19 protein-coding genes are annotated in these 21,569 nt (G+C 45.2%); 7 read left to right on the plus strand and 12 right to left on the minus strand.

The annotated features are described in order from the left end of the window. Positions 1–124: 124 nt before the first annotated feature. Both VC28_RS07500 and VC28_RS19530 read left to right on the plus strand, forming a co-directional pair. Complete coding sequence (locus tag VC28_RS07500) at positions 125–1,405, plus strand: citrate synthase (protein WP_049630097.1); 1,281 nt, start codon at positions 125–127, stop codon at positions 1,403–1,405. 108 nt (positions 1,406–1,513) lie between these two features. After that, a protein-coding gene (locus tag VC28_RS19530) for an IS3 family transposase (protein ID WP_156184249.1) occupies positions 1,514–2,721 on the plus strand; the annotation gives its coding sequence in 2 pieces (ribosomal slippage) (positions 1,514–1,856 and positions 1,856–2,721; 1,209 coding nt in all). 58 nt (positions 2,722–2,779) lie between these two features. On the opposite strand, the gene VC28_RS07515 is transcribed toward VC28_RS19530, so the two are convergent. Beyond that, the gene (locus VC28_RS07515) at positions 2,780–3,994 is read right to left on the minus strand and encodes an alginate export family protein (RefSeq protein ID WP_049630098.1); all 1,215 of its coding nucleotides are present in this window, start codon (positions 3,992–3,994) and stop codon (positions 2,780–2,782) included. Positions 3,995–4,484: 490 nt separating this feature from the next. After that, a complete protein-coding gene (locus VC28_RS07520; protein WP_049630099.1) occupies positions 4,485–6,944 on the minus strand; it encodes a glycoside hydrolase family 3 protein in 2,460 nt (819 codons plus the stop codon). Positions 6,945–7,259: 315 nt separating this feature from the next. Between VC28_RS07520 and glk the strand changes: the two genes are divergently transcribed. Further along, entirely contained in the window at positions 7,260–8,264 is a 1,005-nt protein-coding gene (gene glk, locus VC28_RS07525; RefSeq protein ID WP_049630100.1) for a glucokinase, read from the plus strand. Between the two features lie 82 nt (positions 8,265–8,346). On the opposite strand, the gene VC28_RS07530 is transcribed toward glk, so the two are convergent. Then, positions 8,347–9,390, minus strand: coding sequence for a LacI family DNA-binding transcriptional regulator (locus VC28_RS07530; RefSeq protein ID WP_049630101.1), 1,044 nt, complete (start codon positions 9,388–9,390; stop codon positions 8,347–8,349). A 255-nt stretch (positions 9,391–9,645) separates the two neighbouring features. Here VC28_RS07530 and fucP point away from each other — a divergent pair, with 255 nt between their 5' ends. Next, positions 9,646–10,968, plus strand: coding sequence for an L-fucose:H+ symporter permease (gene fucP / locus VC28_RS07535; protein ID WP_049630102.1), 1,323 nt, complete (start codon positions 9,646–9,648; stop codon positions 10,966–10,968). A 59-nt stretch (positions 10,969–11,027) separates the two neighbouring features. Here fucP and moaE read toward each other — a convergent pair whose 3' ends face one another. From moaE to moaC, 3 genes are read right to left on the minus strand one after another with little or no spacing between them, the layout of a single operon-like run. After that, entirely contained in the window at positions 11,028–11,489 is a 462-nt protein-coding gene (gene moaE, locus VC28_RS07540; RefSeq protein ID WP_049630103.1) for a molybdopterin synthase catalytic subunit MoaE, read from the minus strand. Between the two features lies 1 nt (position 11,490). Continuing rightward, positions 11,491–11,739, minus strand: coding sequence for a molybdopterin converting factor subunit 1 (gene moaD, locus VC28_RS07545; protein ID WP_049630104.1), 249 nt, complete (start codon positions 11,737–11,739; stop codon positions 11,491–11,493). Next, positions 11,739–12,221 carry a cyclic pyranopterin monophosphate synthase MoaC gene (gene moaC, locus VC28_RS07550; RefSeq protein WP_197085493.1) on the minus strand — a complete coding sequence of 161 codons (483 nt, stop codon included), beginning with the start codon at positions 12,219–12,221 and terminating at the stop codon, positions 11,739–11,741. The genes moaD and moaC overlap by 1 nt, the downstream gene beginning before the upstream one ends. 129 nt (positions 12,222–12,350) lie before the next feature. On the opposite strand from moaC, the gene dusA reads away from it, so the two are divergent. From dusA to VC28_RS07565, 3 genes are all read left to right on the plus strand, one after another. After that, complete coding sequence (dusA, locus tag VC28_RS07555; protein ID WP_082191444.1) at positions 12,351–13,361, plus strand: tRNA dihydrouridine(20/20a) synthase DusA; 1,011 nt, start codon at positions 12,351–12,353, stop codon at positions 13,359–13,361. Positions 13,362–13,501: 140 nt separating this feature from the next. Next, positions 13,502–14,458, plus strand: a complete 957-nt coding sequence (gene tal, locus VC28_RS07560; RefSeq protein WP_049630107.1) for a transaldolase — start codon at positions 13,502–13,504, stop codon at positions 14,456–14,458. Then, the gene (locus VC28_RS07565) at positions 14,448–14,912 is read left to right on the plus strand and encodes a tellurite resistance TerB family protein (protein ID WP_049630108.1); all 465 of its coding nucleotides are present in this window, start codon (positions 14,448–14,450) and stop codon (positions 14,910–14,912) included. Before tal ends, VC28_RS07565 begins: the two co-directional genes overlap by 11 nt. Before the next feature lie 37 nt (positions 14,913–14,949). Here the strand turns inward: VC28_RS07565 and VC28_RS07570 are convergent, their stop codons facing one another. The 6 genes from VC28_RS07570 to hisS form a co-directional block, all read right to left on the minus strand. After that, a complete protein-coding gene (locus tag VC28_RS07570; RefSeq protein ID WP_049630109.1) occupies positions 14,950–15,432 on the minus strand; it encodes an STAS domain-containing protein in 483 nt (160 codons plus the stop codon). Then, positions 15,432–16,625: a PP2C family protein-serine/threonine phosphatase gene (locus tag VC28_RS07575; RefSeq protein ID WP_049630110.1), complete on the minus strand. Its 1,194-nt coding sequence runs from the start codon at positions 16,623–16,625 to the stop codon at positions 15,432–15,434. Before VC28_RS07575 ends, VC28_RS07570 begins: the two co-directional genes overlap by 1 nt. Positions 16,626–16,732: 107 nt before the next feature. Beyond that, complete coding sequence (gene der / locus VC28_RS07580; protein ID WP_049632242.1) at positions 16,733–18,136, minus strand: ribosome biogenesis GTPase Der; 1,404 nt, start codon at positions 18,134–18,136, stop codon at positions 16,733–16,735. Between the two features lie 154 nt (positions 18,137–18,290). Beyond that, on the minus strand, positions 18,291–19,517 hold the full coding sequence (bamB, locus tag VC28_RS07585) for an outer membrane protein assembly factor BamB (protein WP_197085494.1): 1,227 nt from the start codon (positions 19,515–19,517) through the stop codon (positions 18,291–18,293). Next, positions 19,514–20,215 (minus strand): YfgM family protein, encoded by a 702-nt coding sequence (locus VC28_RS07590; protein ID WP_049630111.1) that lies wholly within the window; start codon positions 20,213–20,215, stop codon positions 19,514–19,516. Before VC28_RS07590 ends, bamB begins: the two co-directional genes overlap by 4 nt. Before the next feature lie 81 nt (positions 20,216–20,296). Continuing rightward, positions 20,297–21,568 (minus strand): histidine--tRNA ligase, encoded by a 1,272-nt coding sequence (gene hisS, locus VC28_RS07595; RefSeq protein WP_049630112.1) that lies wholly within the window; start codon positions 21,566–21,568, stop codon positions 20,297–20,299. Position 21,569: the final 1 nt, after the last annotated feature.

Here is a 21,569-nt window from a genome sequence, read left to right on the forward strand (position 1 = left end):
CCCGTGATGGCTTCTCACTCAAAGAGGCTGGCCAAAACAAACTGTCTACAGTTTTATTCGATGAGCAGAGCGAAACATGCTTCTCTCAAGCCTTAAGTCCAATCAGTAAGCACAGGAGTCAGTAATGACTGACAAGAAAGCACATCTCAAGATTGATGGCATTGATACGACGATTGAATTGCCTATTTATTCAAGCACTATCGGCCCTGATGTTATCGACGTTACCAGCATTACCAAGAATGGCTTTTTCACGTTTGACCCGGGCTTTATGTCCACCGCCTCATGCGAATCCAAAATTACGTTTATTGATGGCGATGAAGGTGTGTTACTCCACCGCGGTTATCCGATTGAACAACTTGCTGTATCCTCTGACTATATCGAAACCTGCTACCTCCTCCTGAATGGCGAACTGCCAACCCCCGCGCAAAAAGAAGAATTCACTACTGAAGTTAAAAAGCACTCAATCGTAGACCCCTCTATCGCCGCCATCATTAAAAGCTTCAAGCGCGAATCTCATCCGATGGCGATCCTGTGCAGCGCTGTCGCAGCACTGGCTGCGGTGTACAACGATGAAATCGATATCACCAATGCTGATAGCCGCAAAGTGACCGCTTATCGCTTGATTGGCCAAATCGCCACACTTTCTGCGATGGTATATAAACACCGTAAGGGTGAAGAGTTTGTTGCGCCAGACGCCGGTCTTGATTACGCCGAAAACTTCCTGAATATGACATTCGGCACAGCTGGAAAACCATCCAATGTGAGCAAAACGATCGCCAAAGCAATGGATAGGATTTTTATCCTGCACGCCGATCACGAACAAAATGCATCGACCTCCACCGTGCGCCTGTCAGGCTCATCTGGAACCAATCCTTTTGCAGCAATTGCAGCTGGAATTTCAACATTGTGGGGCCCAGCCCATGGCGGCGCTAATGAAGCCGTATTGGAGATGCTGGAAGAAATTGGCACAGTTGACAATATTGAAGCATGCGTTGCACGCGCCAAAGATAAAACTTCTGGTTTCCGCTTGATGGGATTTGGGCATCGCGTTTATAAAAACTTTGACCCACGCGCAAAGGTAATGAAACAAACCTGCGACGAAGTATTGTCAGAGCTGGGACTGGAAAACGAACCTTTGCTTGCGATTGCAAAACGCCTTGAGCAAATTGCATTGGAAGATCCCTATTTTATTTCCAAGAAGCTCTACCCGAACGTTGATTTCTATTCCGGGATCATCATGAAAGCCATTGGTATCCCAACAGAAATGTTCACAGTAATTTTTGCGTTGGGACGTGCTGTTGGTTGGTACTCTCATTGGAACGAGATGGTCAGTGGTGCCTATAAAATTGGCCGCCCCCGCCAGCAATACACTGGTAGTCCAAAGCGTGACTACCCTAAAAAATAGTTATGCTTTTGAGCAATAAAAAAGGCCGCAAATTTGCGGCCTTTTTTATTGCGATGACTCGTCCTGAATAAAGTTGACACTTTTCTACTCTCTACTGAGGAAAGTGTTATGAATCCCGTTATTAAACGCACCCAGCGTGATTACTCTCTCGCCTTTAAATTGGCTCTTGTCGATCAAATCGAAAAAGGAGAGATGACTTATAAACAAGCCCAGTCTCGCTACGGTATACAAGGCAGATCTACAGTCTTGTGTTGGCTGCGCAAGCATGGTCAACTGGATTGGTCATTAGGTTTACCAGCAAAAGGCCTCCTCATGTCCGATAATCCTCGCCCTCAAACGCCAGAACAGCGCATCAAAGAACTGGAACAGCAGCTCGCTCTAACCCAACAAAAAGCGGATTTTTTCGAAGCGGTGGTTGATGTACTCAAGCGCGACTATGGAGTCAGCGTGGTAAAAAAGCCGCACGGAACATCATCCAAACGAAAACGTTAGCGGGTTTATCCGTTGTCCGTGGTTGCCAGCTACTCGGCATCAGTCGGCAAGCCTGGTATCAACAATGTAAGCGGGTGCGACAACGAGAAGTGCACACGCAGATACTCCTTGATGCGGTGCAGCGTGAACGTGCATTACAACCCTGCATCGGAACGCGCAAACTACAGCGCTTGTTACAACAATCCGCATTGGTTGTGGGGCGAGATCGACTGTTTGCTTTGCTGCGCGAACATCGCCTGCTGGTTCCCACCAAGCGGGCTTATCACAAAACAACGCACAGCCATCATCGCTTTCGCAAACATCCCAATCTTCTGAAGCCTGGTGAACATCAAGTGATTCCGCAACGACCAGAACATGTTTGGGTGGCTGACATTACCTATTTACCCGTGCATCAGGGCGAGGCCTATTTGAGTTTGGTGACCGATGCCTATTCTCGCAAGATTGTGGGGCATTGCGTCCATGACAATCTGAAGGCTGAGTCAGTAATCGGTGCGTATAAACAAGCACTACAGCAGCGACGCAGTGGTGATGAGCTCATCCACCATTCAGATCGGGGTATTCAGTATTGTTCAGCGCAATACCAGAAATTGCATTATCAATACGGTGTTCATTGTTCGATGACGGATGGTTACGACTGCTATCAAAATGCGCTGGCAGAGCGTGTGAATGGTATTTTGAAAAGTGAGTTTTTGATAAGGAAACCCAGGGATCTTGCAGAAGCAAAAGTGATGGTGGCCGAGTCGATTCGGATCTACAACGAACGTCGTCCGCATCTATCCCTAGAATACAAAACGCCCGATGAGGTGCATCGGGCGTTTGGATAAATCAGTGTCAACTTATTTCAGGACTGGACACGAATAATATTGGAAATTACAGTCTGGTTTAAAAATTCCAGTCTGCCATAAACCAGAATTTACTAGTGTCTTTAAATGACGCAACATCCCCCATTGAGAAGTCAGCGTATTTTGCTGTCAACACAACAGAACCGATTTTTTTGCTGACACTGAAATCAATTTCATTACCATAATCAAGATCACCCTCATCAGAATCAAACTGATGATAACTCACCAAAAATTGGGCTCCAGCAGCACTCATGCCCACATTTAGATACTTATCCTCAATACCTGCGACCGGTGTATTCAAGAACTTATCAGCCCATCCCTGGAAAGCATGGAGAGTTGCCAGCGGTGTTGCAAAGCCGTACTTACCTTCATCGGATCCCAGCACTTCATAGCCCAATGTAAAGACAAACCGAGAAATACTGAGCACACCTTCAGCAAGGAAATAATCCGCATCAAATGCACCTGCTACACCCGCATCTTTTTGCTTCGCATATTCGAGATTATATGCAAACATGCCATCGGTCGCACTCTGCCAGCGCACACCAAACGTATCGTTGCTTAACCCTTTTGCTGCAATTGGATTTTCCACATCAAGCAAATAAGCGTAAGCAATTAACTTTCCTGCTTCAAAACCTGTGTAACTCAGGTTCAATACATGACTATCATGATTGTGATCCCCCTGGCTCACATTATTTTCACCAAAAATACGATTTACATTTTTAATATATGCGTAAGTAACATTTGTGTAGCGAATTGTTTTATTGGTGAAGGATATTCCGTCATAGGTCTGCTCATTTTGCCTCCACCCCACATTTCCGACAAAGCGGGCATTATCAAGAACCAAACGCTGACGACCATATTTAATTTGATTGTTAAATGTAGTGTAGGAAATAAACGCCTGATTAACTTCAGTTCCTTCAGGGTCAGCAATAACTGCAGTACCGGGATTATTGGGATCACCTGCAGGCGCAGTTCGATAATCGACCTTATTTGTTAATTCTGTTACGTCATCAAATTCTGCTGAAAAACCAAAGCCATTCCATGCACCAGACTGATATGACAAACGCGAACGAGTCGTCAACGCATCAGAATCCTTTAGACCATCTTCACTGACATCTTCATAGCGAGTGCGAAAATTTACCTTTACCACACTTCCTTGCTGCATCGACTCTGTAAATGTTTTTGCTGACACAGCAGGGACCAGACAAGCTAACGATGTGACTGCGGAAAGAAGATGGATCGCATTTTTTTTCATAGAAACTTCCCCAATAAATTTTCATTGATGTGTGCTTGGTCGATCATCAACATTTTTTAAACAAATTTAGAATTTATTAAATTTGTTTATCATCGTGCACTAAAAAAGAATTTTGTAAATTTGTGCCGACGATGCAGAGATGACTGAAGAACACTAGAGCAACGCTTATGCCAATTGATTTTTTAAACCATTTGCAGGGAAATAATTCATTGCTAATCAAGCAGATAGGAAAGTTATAAAAATTCGGAAAAGAAAATAGGATTTTTTATGAACGCACCTTTACAGGGACACGCAAGACTTTTGCGCGCCATTTATAATCAAAAATAAAATTAATATTGCCCCATGCCAGGGCGTTAAATTGCACCACGCTTTTTGCATTTGCACAAAAACATGACACAGTCATGTGAAAAAACGCTCAGTAGCAATTACAAGACATAAAAAAGCCGCACAAGGTTTGTGCGGCTGATAGACTACAATTCGATGCCCAACACTATTGGATGCGAACACTCGCATCTTGTGCCAACTCTTTTTCAATACGCACCTGAGAGAATGAAATATCCATTTTGCCATTCGATACCAGCGCAAATGGCTCCAGAATTAATGCAAATAATTCCCGAGGCGTGCGCTTCAAGCCAAAATCAGTGCCCGCATCCGGATAACACTGCAAATCAACTATTAGCGTGCGCCAGCCAGTCCCGACTATAGCTGACAGCTCTTTTGAAATTTCAACCTGGGAATAACACGAAGGACCACAACCAATACGTACCCATGCATTATTGGCAGGTGCCACATCAACTTTGATATCAAAAACCAGAGAAGATCTGGACTCATAATAATCACTTAACACCTGTCGATTTGGCGTTGATAATGCGACCAAACCCTCACCTTCTCCATTCCATACCGCACGGCGCGCATCTTCCTGCACATCGCGATCAACACAGGTAACTTCAAGAGTCGATACACGGGCAATATTGCCATTGAGAGTAGCACGATCGTTATTTTTGCCTTCCAGTATTACGCTGTAAGCCCCCAGGGGGCGACGATTGAATAGCTCCAACACCACTGAGCCCGACTCTAGAGCAATACCCTCTTCCGGCAGATCATCTTGCAGTGCATCAACATCGCCGTAGCGCAAACCAAATCCATAAGCAAAAAGGGGATCATAGTTGTCATCACCAATATTCAATGGCCCTTGATCCGGCGATTTGGGCCAGGAAAAAGCCAAGCGCCCCGTTATTGGATAGTTAATTTTTTCTTCCCGGGTTTTAAAAATCACATCAGCAACACCTGCACCCTCCGTACCTGGCTGCCAAATAACGGCCAGAGCATCAACGGCATTCAGCTCACGGTTAATCCACATGGGGCGCCCCGTTATAAATAATGCGACAACAGGTATCCCCTGCTCTTTTAGCTGCTTCAATAATGCAAGATCGCTGGTATCACCCGCTTTTAGCAATTGATGCTGAATATCCCCCTGCATTTCCGCATAAGGATCTTCGCCAAATATCACAATCGCCACATCGGGTTTTTCAGTAAACGTGCCATCAACACTAAGCGTTGCATTACCGCCCGCAGAGGTCACTGCTTGTTGGATTCCCGACCACAAGGTGGTCGCGCCAGGGAAATCATCCATCGTATTTCCGGTACCCTGCCAGTTAACAGACCATCCACCTGTTTGCTTGCTGATATTATCGGCACCATCACCAGCAACTAACACATGCACACGAGGGGATAGAGGCAATATATTCTTCTTATTTTTTAATAGAACAATGGATTCACGCACAGCCTGACGCGCTACAACCCTATGCTCTTTAGCCCCCAGCAGCTCATCCTTTCCTGCAAGCGCGCGATTTGATGGAAGGCCTTTTTCCCATAGATTTGCGCGCAATTTCACACGCAAAATCCGACTGACAGCATCGTCGATACGGCTCATTGGAATAACGCCCGTGCGAGCTTGCTCAAGGGTGTTGTGGTATAGCTGTTTCCACTGCGGATCGGGAATCATAAAAATATCCAACCCGGCATTGATGGCTTGCGGACAATCCAGCACTGTCGCGCCAGCAACAAAACCGTGCCCATTCCAATCACCGACTACCAGACCATCAAACCCCATTTGCTCCTTCAAAACCTCGGTCAATAGATAGTGATGACCGTGCATGTGATCGCCATGCCAGCTATTGAACGATGCCATCACGCTTTGAACACCGGCTTCAATTGCACTGTAATACCCCGCGGCGTGAATGCGATATAAAGTTTCCTCATCATCAACGCAATTACCGCGATCAATACCATTATGAGTACCACCATCTGCAATAAAGTGTTTAGCCGTCGAAAGCACTCGATAATTCGACAAAAAATCTGCGTCTTGGGCATCACCTTGAAGCCCTTCTACCATCTTGCCGGCATACTCACGAACCAGATCAGGATCTTCCGAATAAGACTCATAGGTGCGTCCCCAGCGATCATCGCGAGCAACAGCAACCGTCGGAGAAAAATCCCAATCCAATCCAGTGACAGCAATCTCGGTTGCCGTAATACGCCCAATTTCCTTTATCAATTCTGGATTGCGCGCAGCACCCAACGCGATGTTATGGGGAAACAAAGTTGCTCCGACTATATTGCCGACACCATGCACCGCATCAGTACCCCACATAATCGGGATTGCCAGTTTTCCATCACTTGTATCCATTGAGGCTTCGTAATACGCATCGGCAATCGCAAGCCAATCCGCTGCTTTCGAATAACGATTACCATTAGGTACGGAACCGCCGCCATTTAAAACAGAACCTATGTGATAGTCCTTTACATCCTGAGGTGTAAGATGACGAATCTCCGGCTGAATCATCTGCCCTATTTTTTCTTCGAGGCTCATCTGCTTGAGAAAATCACTTATTTTTCCCTCAAGAATAGGATCTTTTTTTACTCTGCTAGTGACACCAGGCCATTGCACGCTCGCAACCTCCAAAAAGGAACAAATGATTAAAATGACTATACATTATCACCAAAATGACAGCGCTGTCAATTTAACAATAAACCCCTTTCCCAAAGAGTCGATTTATCCGACTTATTAAGTTTCACCATGGGTATTCGCACCAAAAAAGCACTAATCTTGGATAACAACAAATTGGTCAGCTATTTTTCAATGTATACAGGGAAAAGTGAATTTCCGCACTTCAGGATTATGGTATCCTCCCGCGCTTAACCACTACACAAACACATCACCTATAACTATTTAATCTTCTACTAAAAGAAGTTGAGGAGTCGCATGAGCCTGTTACTGGTAGCTGATATTGGAGGCACTAACGGCCGCTTCGGTCTGGTTGAATTCGATACCGAAAAGAATCGCGCAAACGGCAAGATTAATTACACTGCTGAACGCCAAATTACCCTTAAATGCGCCAACTATGCCGATATGGCAACCATGATCAAAGCCTGTTGCGTGGAGTTCGGCATAGATGTTCCCGTTTATGGCTGCCTCGCTATCGCCGGCCCAATTGAAAATGGCCAAGCGGCAATGACCAATTTGAATTGGAAATTCTCCATTGATGGCTTACGCGATCAATTGGGAATGAAAACTCTGCATGTCATCAATGACTTTGCATCTCTTGCTTACGCAGTTCCGTTTTTGCAAGATGATGAGTTGGTAACGCTTTATGATTCGCACAAAGCGAATAGCGATGCGCCTATTGTTGTAATGGGTCCCGGTACCGGATTTGGCATGGCGGCATTAGTACCAAACAAAAATAATTGGAAAATTATCCCCACTGAAGGTGGTCACGCCAGCTTTGCGCCGACAAACGAAAAAGAATTGGCGATCAAAGCGTTTTTGTTAAAAGAACAAAATCATGTATCTGTTGAAAACATTCTCTCCGGTGGAGGACTTGTCACCTTATATCGTGCTATTGCGCACAATGCGGGTGTGAACGCCCAAACCTATACGCCAGCAGATGTCAGCACCAAAGGTATTGCAAACGAAGATCCTCTTTGCCGCGAAGCGGTGTTGACATTCTGCGATGTTCTGGGAGAAGTTGCCGGAGACAAAGCACTTTCACTTGGCGCTCGTGGAGGTGTCGTGATCGGTGGCGGGATTACACCTAAGCTGATTGACCTTTTACCTGAATCGCACTTTTTGGAGCGCTATAAAAACAAAGGCCCCATGTCAGGTTATGTTAGCGATATTTCCATTCGACTCATCGTCAATGACAAGGCGGCGCTAGTGGGTTCTGCCGCATGGCTAATCAACAATACCGATGAATTAAAACCGCAATAGTCGATTCCAGACAAGTTAAATCCCAATAAAAAATGCACCGGCTGGTGCATTTTTTATTGGAGAGTTATTTTTAATCTAAATCCTACTTTTCTTTTGATTTCACTAAAGCACCTGTTGAAGCACGCATGATAATACTTGAGCTCAACATGCTGGCAGGCAATTGGATCTCACGACCTTTTAATTGTTTAAGCAGTAAGTCTGTTGCTTTTTTTGCCATTTGGCGAATGGGTTGACGAATGGTTGTCAATGATGGCCATATCTGATGGGCAACAGGCGTATCATCAAACCCTGCTACTGATAATTGTGCAGGAATTTTAATACCAAGCTGATGTGCCACCATCATTACACCCGCAGCCATATCATCGTTTGCAGCAAAAATAGCGGTTGGCCTTTGCGCATCCTGTAATAATTTTTTTCCGCACATTTCACCGGACTCAAACGAATTATCACCCTGCTCTACCAACTCACCCAACAGCGGAATATCGTTTTCGATCAGCGCAGCTTTATAGCCTTCATAGCGCAGTGACATTGCGCGGTGATCGGGGTGGCCGCAGATAAAACCGATGCGCGTATGCCCCAACGCAATCAATTGGCAGGTCATATCGTAAGAAGCTTCCTGATCATTTGTCTCTACGTAGGGTGACATGGATTTATTTTCTGTTGGCGCAACACGAACAAAAGGGATGTTCATTTTTTTAAGTAAATTGAGCACATGCATATTGTCTGATAAAGGCGGTGTCAGCATTACCCCATCGACCCGCTTCTCCAAAATCAAATCAGTCACTTCATTAATCAAGTTTGGATCGCGGTGTATGGCTGGATGCACCAATAATTCATAACGCTGGGGGCGGCATATTTCCAACACACCTTCCTGAATATCCAGCACATAGTGTGCGCTGGGATGGCCATAAATAAGACCCAGAAGATAGGATTTATTACCCGCCAAACTACGCGCTGACTGATTAGGCCGATAATCCAAAGCATTGATAGCTGCTTCTACTTTTTCTCGTGTAGCTGGGCGAACGTTAGGCTCATTGTTAACGACGCGAGATACTGTCTTCATTGATACACCCGCTAAAGCGGCTACATCATCTATCGTTGCCTTTGCCACAGCATAACCTCTCATTGTTGTTATTTTTGTCTGGCTACAACAATCACTAATTCCGATTATTGAAGCAACAAGACAACCGCATCACACCAAATAAGTCAAAATGACCACAAGACATTTGTATTGAATCAGATTGTAAACCGGGAACAAACAATGTGACAGCTTTATAGCCTTGGATTATAGTACTGCGCGCTTGCTGCAGGCCTTTGATCGGCGTGCATCATTGAAGACCACAACAACGACAGACCATTTATATAACAACGAGGTAGAACCATGGCCAGCATACCGCAAGGCTCCTCCGCGCAACCCAGCGCGATCAGTACCGGCAATAACACAATCCCTCTGATCATCATTACGATTTTATTTTTTATGTGGGGATTACTCACATCAATGAATGATGTTTTGATTCCTCACCTGAAAAGTGTTTATACACTCAGCTACACCCAAGCGATGCTAGTGCAGTTCTGCTTCTTTGGTGCCTATTTCGTGATATCCCTTCCAGCAGGTGCATTAATCAAAAAGCTGGGCTATCAAAATGGCGCTGTTGCAGGGTTGATTATTGCTGCATCCGGTTGTGCATTATTTTATCCCGCCGCCACTAGCGGCTATGCGTTGTTTTTATTTGCACTGTTTGTGCTGGCATCCGGTATTACCATTTTACAAGTAGCGGCCAACCCTTACGTTACTGTGCTTGGCCCAGCAAGAACTGCATCCAGCCGCCTCACATTAACCCAGGCTTTTAATTCTTTAGGAACCACTATCGCTCCTTGGTTAGGCGGTATTTTGATTCTGGGCGGCGCAGTATTGACGGCAGACCAACTTGCTCTTTTGCCTGCCGCAGAAGTGGCTGCATACAAAGCAAAAGAAGCCGCAACCGTACAAGGGCCTTATCTTGCTCTGGCAGCAGCACTACTTGGCCTTGCATTATTTTTTGCCTTCGCAAAACTACCCAAAATTCAACACGATGACGAACCCAGTATTTCAGGTGATATGGCCTCAAATAAAGAGTCGGCGTTGTCACATACACACTTGGTGTTAGGTGCTATTGGTATCTTTTTATATGTTGGTGCAGAAGTAGCAATCGGTAGCTTATTGATAAACTTCTTTGGCGAAGAAAATATTGCAGGCCTAAAAGAAGCGGATGCTGCTCACTTGGTAAGTTACTATTGGGGTGGTGCGATGATTGGCCGGTTTATTGGTTTCGCGGTGATGCGTTACGTAAGCCCGGGTAAAACTCTCGCGTTTAATTGTGCCTGTGCCGTTTTGCTGGTTCTAACAGCAACATTTACCGATGGCAAATTGGCGATGTGGGCAATTATTGCTGTTGGTCTGTTCAACTCAATTATGTTCCCAACTATTTTCAGCATGGCTCTCAACAATCTTGGAAAATTCACAGGCCAAGGTTCCGGCTTTTTGTGCATGGCGATCGTAGGTGGCGCAATTGTTCCATTAATCCAAGGAGCATTGGCGGATACATTTGGCCTGCAGATCTCTTTCTTACTGCCCGCTGCTTGTTATCTTTTCATCATGTATTTCGGCATTAAATATGCCGGCATGTATAAAACAGCGCCCTCTTCTGAACCAGCGCATTTATAATTAAAAACGGGCACTTTCGAGTGCCCGTTTTTTTATGGATTTATTGCTCTTTTTAATAATCACTCTTCCTTCCAGCGCTTACTTGCCTCTTCATCTTTTCTCTTGGCTTCGACCCATACGATACCTTGCGCAGTGGATTCTTTTTTCCAGAATGGTGCTTGGGTTTTTAAAAAATCCATCAAAAAATCCGCTGCTTGAAATGCGTGTTCACGATGCGCGCTGCTCACTCCGACAAAAACAATTTGATCACCTAGCAGCAAATCACCCACACGATGAACAATACGCGCCGACACCAATGACCAACGCTGGATAGCCACCTCCAGTATCTGCTCCAATACTTTCTCAGTCATTCCTGGATAATGCTCCAGAGAAAGTTTCTCTACAGAATGCCCATCACTAAAATCACGGACACGCCCCACAAAAAATACGATTGCGCCTGCAGTAGTATTATTTGCAACTAAGGCAGCATATTCCTGCCCCACATCAAAATCATGTTTTTGTACGCTAATCGAAAAAACCATTTTAGCCTCCTGTCACTGGAGGAAAAAATGCTACTTCATCGCCATCAACTAATACCTGATCACTCTTTGCATAAGTATGATTGACTGCAACTAAAACTCTGGCATTTAGTAATGGTATTTCCCACGAAGGATTTTGCGATACGAGATGATTTTTCAATTGCTCTACCGTTTCAACGTCAGCAATAGGAACATCCATCGTAGCTACGCCTAATTGCTCACGTAATTGCGCTAAAAATACAATGTGGATCATCACTGGCCTCCACTACGGACATAATGCCCACGACGACCGCCGGCCTTTTCCAATAAACATATTTGTTCAACAACCATTTCCATATCAACCGCTTTGCACATATCGTAAATAGTCAATGCCGCAATACTGGCAGCAGTTAGCGCTTCCATTTCCACACCCGTTTGACCTGTGAGTTTGCAATAGCTGGTGATGTTAACGGCAGAGCATGCATCATCCAACTCAAACTCCACAGCAACCTTACTGAGCGTTAATGGATGGCATAAAGGAATCAAATCAGCGCATTTTTTCGCGGCCTGAATCCCCGCAATACGCGCAACTGCTAATACATCACCCTTTTTCAAACTGTTTGCTTTAATTTGCGCAAGCGTATCTGGTTTCATGACCACTCGTGCGAATGCACGGGCCTCACGCAAGCTAGGCGTTTTTTCCGAAACATCAACCATACTCGCATGGCCGTGGGAATCGATATGAGTTAAAGACATAGGTGCGTCATCCATCTACTTTTCTGTTTGGGTTTGCCGTGCAGCCAGTGGGAAATAGGGTTATCATAAAACACCTGTGGCTTGTAGCCGCGACTTTTTTGTTTTCTCGCACACGAACGCCCCTACCTGATGACACTACCTCAAGCTCTTGATCGACGCTTTACTCTCGCCCCAATGATGGAGTGGTCAACCTCTGACTGCCGTACGTTTTGGCGCTTACTCACCCAAAAAGCTGTTTTATACACCGAGATGGTGACCACAGGTGCACTCTTGCATGGCGATAGAGCACGCTTTTTGGATTACAACGCATGCGAACATCCTTTGGCATTACAACTTGGAGGGAGCGATCCAACTGCCTTGGCTGAATGCGCTCGAATCGCTGAGGATTGGGGCTATGACGAAGTAAACCTCAACTGTGGCTGCCCCAGCGATCGCGTGCAGAACGGAATGATTGGTGCCTGTTTGATGGCAGAGCCAGAACTGGTTGCCGATTGTATTGCCAATATGCAACAGGCGGTAAAAATTCCTGTCACGGTTAAGCACCGTATTGGCATTGACGATATGGAAGATTACGCCGGTCTGGCGAAGTTTGTTGGCACTATCGCAGCAACCGGTTGCAACACGTTTATTGTCCATGCGCGTAAAGCCTGGCTCAAAGGCCTGAGCCCAAAAGAAAACCGCGAGATACCGCCATTGCAATATGACAAGGTTTACCAGTTAAAGCAGGACTTCCCTCATCTTGAAATCATTATTAATGGCGGTATAACCACATTAGAACAAAGCCAAAGCCTGCTGAAACATGTTGATGGCGTAATGGTTGGCCGAGAAGCCTATAGCAACCCTTATCTGCTAGCCAAGGTGGATCAAACGATTTATGGCGATGATTGTCACATAGTCAGCCGGGATGAAGTGATGCAAGGCTTCATGGACTATTGTGCGATACAGCTGGCAAAAGGTGCTCGCCTTAACCATCTTACACGCCACATTCTTGGGCTCTACCAAGGCTTGCCGGGTGCAAGACAATTCAGACGCATTATCAGCGAACAGGCGCATAAGCCTGGAGCAGGAATTGAAGTGTTGGAGCGCGCCCTTAAAGCGCTAAATGAGTTACCATTAACGGAGGATTACCAAGGGGCATAAGCGTAACATCCGCTGTGACTATTGATTTCACTGCTTATAAAAAATGACAGCTTCCAGCATAAAGTCATTAAGACTACAATATATCTGACGGCAATAAATGAAGATCAACCACTTGTACTTTCAGAGATAGGATTACCACTGTGACTAGTAAACTTGAACAACTGAAACAATTCACCGACGTAGTTGCTGACACCGGCGATATCGAAGCTATCCGCCTTTACAAACCACTGGATGCGACTACCAACCCATCGCTGGTCTATAAAGCTGCGCAAATGCCGCAATATCAAGACCTGTTAGCTGCATCAATCAATGCAAGCAAAAGTATCACCAACAGCGCACAACAACTGAGTGCAGCTTGTGATCATTTGGCGGTAGGCATTGGTCTGGAGATTTTGAAGATCGTTCCAGGCCGCATTTCTACCGAAGTAGATGCTCGTCTCTCTTTTGATACAAAAGCATCTATCGCGAAAGCTCACGAACTGATTAAGCTTTACGAGAAAGGCGGTGTCGATAAATCACGTGTTTTAATCAAGCTGGCATCTACCTGGGAAGGTATACGTGCTGCAGAAGTATTGGAAAAAGAAGGTATCAATTGCAACCTCACACTGCTATTTGGCTTTAACCAAGCCGCAGCTTGTGCCGATGCAGGCGTATTTTTGATTTCCCCATTTGTCGGCCGTATTTTGGACTGGTACAAAGCCAATACTGACAAAAAAGATTACACCGCTGAAGAAGATCCAGGTGTAATTTCTGTTCGTCATATTTACAACTACTACAAACAGCATGGATACAAAACTGTTGTTATGGGCGCAAGCTTCCGCAATATTGGAGAGATTGAAGCTTTAGCAGGCTGCGATCGCTTAACCATCAGCCCACAACTGCTTCAAGAGCTGGATCAGGACAAAACTGAGCTTAAGCGTGTACTCTCACCTGATAGCACTGGTGAAAGCATTGCCAAGCGCATCGAAACCGAGCAAAGCTTTCGCTTCGGTTTAAATCAGGATGCCATGGCAACCGAGAAATTAGCTGAAGGTATTCGTGGTTTTGTAAAAGACCAAATCAACCTTGAAAACCTGTTAAAAGCCCGTGCTCAGTAAGCTTTCTCGCTTTATCGAGCGCCATCTGCAACCCGCAGGTGGCGCTTCACCAGCGCTGTCTCTACATCAAAAATACATAGCTATTGCAGCGCTATTGGTTGAAGTAGCCATGGCGGATCATGAATTTTCCGGTGCAGAGATGGAGCGTTTGGGGCAATTGCTCATGTATAAGCTCAAGCTATCGCCCGATGAAATCTCAGAGCTAATCGAGCTGGCCAAAAGTGAATCTGAACATTCCACATCGCTTCATCAGTTCACTCAACTCATCAATCAATACTGCGATCCCCAAGAAAAATTCAATCTAATAAAAGCCATGTGGGAAGTTGCTTATGCCGATGGTACTTTGAATAAGTATGAAGATTACGTGATACGTAAAATTGCAGATTTAATCTATGTGCCCCATAACGAATTTATTCGGGCAAAAAGCGTAGTAAAAAGTAGTTTGTCGGAGTAAGCAGGAGAAACTGAAAAAAGCTTCCTGTAGAAAGGGCTTAGCAATTTTCTAACATGTTAACCAAATTGCGGAACGTATCGGCATTACTGGCATTTAATCCCATTAGCAGCTTATGCGCTTCAATTACCTTTTCTTTCACTTGTTGTTCATCGCAATTAATGCAATTTAGCGGCTGCTCCGCAAAAATTGGCTCATCTAATTTATCCACAATAACAAATATATCACTAAAACCCATTGTCTGGAGAATTCGCTGGATGCTGGGGTTACTGGCAAGGATTACCGGTATTACACCATGACGCTCCTGCCCTAAAATAGAAATTTTAGCCATCAGGCCTAGCGTCGTACTATCAATTGCTTCTGCTTCCGATAGATCAAAAAGCACAGATGCGAAGTGTGCGTTCTTGAACATTGAATCAATAAACTGATCGAACGAAATACACAGAGTCAGGCGAACATCACCCACCATCTTGATGACATAAACACCGTCGTGATCGGCAACTAAAATCTGACCGGCTTTCATCAACTAATACCTCGGGTGATGGACAGGACTGCGATGTCATCCGGATTATCGCGAATCTCTTTTATAACTAAAGTATTACAGACAGATTCCAAACTGCCACTACTGGAAGCAATTAGTTTTAACAGATGCGCTTCTTTGTCTTGTAGCTCTGTAGGAGGCAATATTTCCAATACACCATCAGAAAAGCAGACAAGCGCAAATTGCTCAGGTAGTTGATGCTCATACACTTGCCAATTAATCTCTTTAAAAATGCCGACAGGCTTGCCACGCCCAATCAAATATTCAGCACCATCTGCCGTAAGCAAAATCGGCATTGGTAAGTGCCCTGCAACGACATAATGCATTTTGTGTGTCTGGGTATCTATAACGCCAACGAATAGAGTCAGGTGATGGCTCAGACGGGTTTCGTGCAGCTCACGATTGATTTGCCGCAGCATTAAATCTGCACCCTCGGCAAAAGAAAGCTCATCACCAAATAAGCCCTCTTCACGTACCATCCGGCTTACCAAATGCTTAAGCCAAATGGTTACAAACGCAGAGGAAGCACCATGACCGGAGACATCAGCAAGATAAAAGGCGAGATAACGTTTTTTAATATGCGCGTAATCGACAAAATCGCCACTGAGAAACAGGGAGGGAACAATTGTGTGTGCGGCTGCATAGCCTTCTTCTGTTGTGAAGCCTGATGGCATCAAACGGCGCTGAACCCTTCGACCAGCAATCTGATCCCTCTCTAAAACACGAAGGTTTTCTTTTAGCTCCCGATTTGCTTCTTCCAACTGCACGCGATAACGCCGATTTTCTTCTTCCAGATCTTCACGATCCAGCACCTTGTTGATCGAGTGAACCAGAACCTCCAAATCCACAACAGGTTTAATGAGGTAATCCCTCGCTCCCAAACGTAATGCGCTGACTACATCATTCATGACACCCGCACCAGAAATCACTATTACGGGAATTGCACTGTAACGTTCATTTAACGTTTGTAATAGCTGCAAGCCATCACCGTTGGGCATGCGCAGGTCAGTAATGATGAGATCAGGAAGGGAACTATCAGTAAGTAAATCAAGGGCAGAAGCCGTATCAGCTGCTGAACAGACAGTAAAACCACTGTCTGTAAGGTAGGTCACGATACTTTGGCGAACCAAAGCATCATCATCGATGATAAGCAGCTTGCGGCTTGCGGGTGTCATCTTCTACTCAGGCGTATGAGGGCACAATGAGGTAAACAGTTATCAATAAGGCGCGTAACACTACTCCTTCGCCTCATTGAGTGCAAGCCATAGGCACTGGTATATGCTTATTTAGGCGGATTACGCTTCTTGTCGCGTTCCGCTTTTCGACGCATCTCCACGAGTTGGCGCTGCGTCATTTTGCTTTTACGGTCACTGTATGGATTATCGTTATTGCGGAACTCAATTTTCACTGGTGTGCCATGCAAATCCAAAACTCGTCTAAACGTTTTTTCCAAATACTTGGTGTAATGGCTCGGAACATCATTAGTCTGATTGCCGTGAATAACAATAATCGGCGGATTATGTCCTCCCGGATGCGCATAACGCAGCTTGATGCGGCGCCCCTGGATCATCGGAGGCTGATGCTCACGTACTGCATCTTGCAGGATGCGAGTGAGGAAGTTAGTACTAAATTTATCAGTTGCTGATTGGTAGGCTAATTCGATCGACTTATAGAGATTACCCACACCGGTACCATGTAAGGCAGAAATAAAATGGATAGTGGCAAAATCAACAAAGCGCAAGCGTCGCTCAATCTCATTCTTAACATATTGTTTGTGGGAGTCATCCAACCCATCCCACTTGTTTAACGCGATAACCAAGGCCCTTCCCGCCTCGATAGTTGTACCCATCAAATGCAAATCTTGCTCAACAACCCCCTCACTGGCGTCCATCACCAGAACCACTACGTTGGCGTCCGCAATAGCCTGCATGGTTTTGACGATAGAAAATTTCTCCACCATCAAATCAATATTTTTTCGCCGTCTTACGCCTGCCGTATCAATCAGGGTATAAGGCTTATCAAAGCGAGTGTAATTAATATAAATGCTGTCACGAGTAGTGCCTGGTTGGTCATACACTACCACTCGATCCTCACCAAGCAGGCGATTCACCAAGGTGGACTTACCAACATTGGGGCGTCCAACAACAGCGATCTTGATTCCGGTGGCTTCCTCAGACTGATAATCTTCGGGAAACTCTGGAATCTCCGCAAGCACCTCCTCCATCAGGGAGCGAACGCCTCGACCATGACTGGCGGTGGTTGGATAAACCTCACCCATACCCAACTCATAAAAAGGGGCTAGGGCTATGTCTGGATCAGTACCATCGATTTTGTTGGCGACCAAATAGGTTTTCTTGTTATTTACCCGTAAATGCTTGGCAATCAACTCATCTGCCGGATTTAATCCCGCTCGGCTATCAACAATAAACAAAACGATATCTGCTTCCTGAACAGCTAATAGAGACTGCCCAGCCATCATGCTGTCAATTCCCTCTTCCTCACCGCTTATACCACCCGTATCGATCACAATAAAACGGCGATTCTCCAGAACACCTTCACCGTATTTGCGGTCTCGGGTCAACCCCGGATAATCTGCAACTAACGCATCACGCGATTGCGTCAAACGGTTGAATAATGTCGATTTACCCACATTTGGGCGGCCAACAAGGGCGATAACAGGGATAATCATAAAAGTATCTTGAGGGTAATATTCAAAGAAAGAAACATAAAACAGCGAGCTACAAATTAGCCGCGGAAAAACAAAACCAGCCGCGATAAGTTTACCTCATTAACGCAAGGTAAGCTCAAGCGGCTGGCTAGACTGTGTTTGTCGAGGGAAACTATTTTCCAGCTTTCGCACGATAAGCAATCAACTTACCGCGATTAGTGAACACGTAAAGAGTTTCACCATCAGTTAACATAGGGGCACGCGCACCTTTTCGATCAACACGGACGCGAGCTACAAATTCTCCATCGCTCTGATTGACGATATGCATGTAACCCTTGAAGTCAACAACAGCAACGTAGTCACCGAAAACTTGGGGACCATTCAAACCACGGCGCAACATTTTCTCATTGCTCCATAATTTTTCGCCTGTGGTTGCACTGTAGGCTACTAACTTCCCATCTGCATGGGAAACAAATAACTTATCGGCAGACAGCGCTAAATTTTCACTGGTAGAGCCATCTTGCCCCCACATAGGACTACCGGTTCCACGCGCCAGTGCACTGATACGCCCCTGATAAGTACCGACATAAATGACGCCATCGCGAATCAGAGGACTCGCATGGATATCCACCATACGTTCCAACTCTGAACGGCCTTTAGGTGATGCAATGCGCTGCTCCCACAAAATTAGACCATTTGCAGGATTAAAAGCCATCATCCGGCCATTAGAAAATCCAGCATAAATAGCAGTGTCTGTGACTATAGGTGATGGCGTACCACGAAGAGTTAATACTGGAGGGGGATTGTCATAAAACCACAATTGTTCACCCGTTTTTGCATCCAGAGCAAACAATTTGCCATTAACAGTTTGTGTTGCAACAACACTACCATTTGTCCTCGGTGCAGAAACTATCTCTCCCGGTAATTGTTTGCGCCAAAGTTCATCGCCGTTCTCTTTTGATAAGGCCATCACTTCACCAGCATAGGTAGCAACCAGCAACAAACCATTTTCAGCAGCGATGCCACCGACAATTTGACGGTTAGGATCACCAGCAACAAAAAAACTCTTTACCCAGCCCCATAAGCCAAGCTGTTCTTTATTGACTTTGCGAGACCATAGTTTTTTGCCTGTCTTATTATTGACAGCAACAACCAATCCTTCGTAATCAACAGCATAAATTGTGTCGCCATCCAATGCAGGAGTAAGACTACTAAAGCCTTCGTTTTGCCCTTCACCTATGCCTCGCTTCCATACTTTATCGAGATCGAGAGTCTGCTCAAAATCGACCAGTTCCATAGGTTCGTTCCCGGTTTTCTTGCTAAACCAGGAACAACCAGACATAGCGAATGCACAAAGCAATACCACGCAGCTCAAGTGCCTCACAGAGACTTGCATCATTGAGCTTTCTCCTCTGCAGCCGCAGCTGCTGGCACAGTAGCATCTACTTTCAAATCATTTACTTTCATCTGTAATAACATGTAACGCTCTTGTTGTTGCGGATTTGCTGCTGTCAGCGCTTTTTCGTATGCAGTACGCGCAGCATCCAAATCACCTTGTAATTTCAAAATATCACCGCGCGCTTCTGCATATTCAGCGGTGAATGCAGCAGCTGGCTCAGGTGACAATTGAGCTAACGCATCGTCATAAGCCTTTTGTGCAGTTAATACACGAGCCAAACGCAATCTAGCTAGCTGCTCGGTAGCAGCATCCGGTTTGGCAGACAAAACCCATTTAAGTTCAGTAACTGCATCATCCAATCTATTATCTTCTACTGCCAATTTAGCGAGAAAAAAAGCAGCGCTGTGTGCATACATACTTTTGTTGTTTGCATCTTTGAGCTCACCAGCAAGATGACTTATGGTCGCTTTATCTGACGCACTCAACGACTTTCCTGGCTCAGTCACAGCCAATTTAAGCAATTGCTCGTACATCTCAGATGCCTGCTCAGCTTTCTGGCGTTTTTGATCTTGCCATGTGGTGTAACCAAAATAGCCAACAACAGCAACAACAACAGCAATAACAACTGTTTTACCGTAGTCTTTCCACCAACGCTTTAATACTTCTAATTGTTCTTCTTCTGAAAGATGTACACTCACAATTGACTCCTGTAGATATGACGCAGCACGCCAAACATAAATAAATGATTAGAACGTTATTTTTTTGCTTAAAAAGAGGGGCTACTCAAGCGAGCGAAGATAAGCAATTACCTCATCAAAAGGCAATGTTTTTTGCTCTGTCTCTTCACGTAAAAACTTGACGCTGACGGTACCTGCGTTAGCTTCATCCTCACCTAAAATCAATGCGATATCTGCACCACTTTTATCAGCTTTTTTTAACTGACTCTTGAAATTACCACCACCACAATTGGTCAGTAAGCGTACAAAAGGCAGTTCATCGCGGATACGTTCTGCTAGCTGCATAGCAATTGGTTGAACATTACCCACCGCAGCCAAAAATACATCGGCTTGTTGATCAAGTCCAACGGGGACAACATCAACCGCTTGCAATAGCAAAACCAGCCGCTCCAGACCAATACCAAAGCCAACCGCTGGTGTTGATTTGCCCCCCAACTGCTCCACTAAACCATCGTAACGGCCACCAGCGCAAACTGTGCTTTGAGCGCCAAGCTTGTCAGTTACCCATTCGAACGCCGTTTTACCATAATAATCAAGGCCACGCACTAAACGTGGGTTGACTTGATAGCGGATACCCGCAGCATCTAATAATGACTTCAGTCCGTCGAAATGTACCCGTGACTCTTCATCAAGATAATCAAGCAATACGGGAGCTGCGTCGAGTAGTTTTTGGGTGTTGGCATCTTTTGAATCAAGAATACGCATTGGGTTAGTTGTGAGCCTGCGTTTGCTATCTTCATCCAACTGATCTTGCAAACGAGACAGATACTCAACCAGTGCGGTCTTATAAGCCAGACGTGCATCCGAACTACCTAGCGAATTGATCTGTAGTACAACATCGTCAGCAACACCAAGCTCACGTAAAATACGCGCACTTAATACAAGTACTTCAGCGTCTATATCAGGCCCCTGAATACCAAATGTCTCTACACCGATTTGATGAAACTGGCGGTAGCGCCCTTTCTGTGGACGCTCATGACGAAACATAGGCCCCATGTACCACAGACGTTGTGTTTGATTGTAAAGCAATCCATTTTCTTCGCATGCACGCACACAACACGCAGTTCCTTCAGGGCGCAAGGTGAGGCTATCGCCATTACGATCAGCAAAGGTATACATTTCTTTTTCAACAATATCGGTCACTTCACCGATGGAACGTTTAAATAGTTCTGTTGATTCAACGATTGGAAAGCGTATTTCCTGATACCCATAACGAGCCAAAATATCAGTCACAACACCTTCAACATACTGCCATAACGAAGACTGTTCAGGCAGTAAATCATTCATTCCACGAATTGCTTGGATTTTTTTCAAT

The sequence above is a fragment of the Cellvibrio sp. pealriver genome (assembly GCF_001183545.1).
Taxonomy (GTDB): domain Bacteria; phylum Pseudomonadota; class Gammaproteobacteria; order Pseudomonadales; family Cellvibrionaceae; genus Cellvibrio.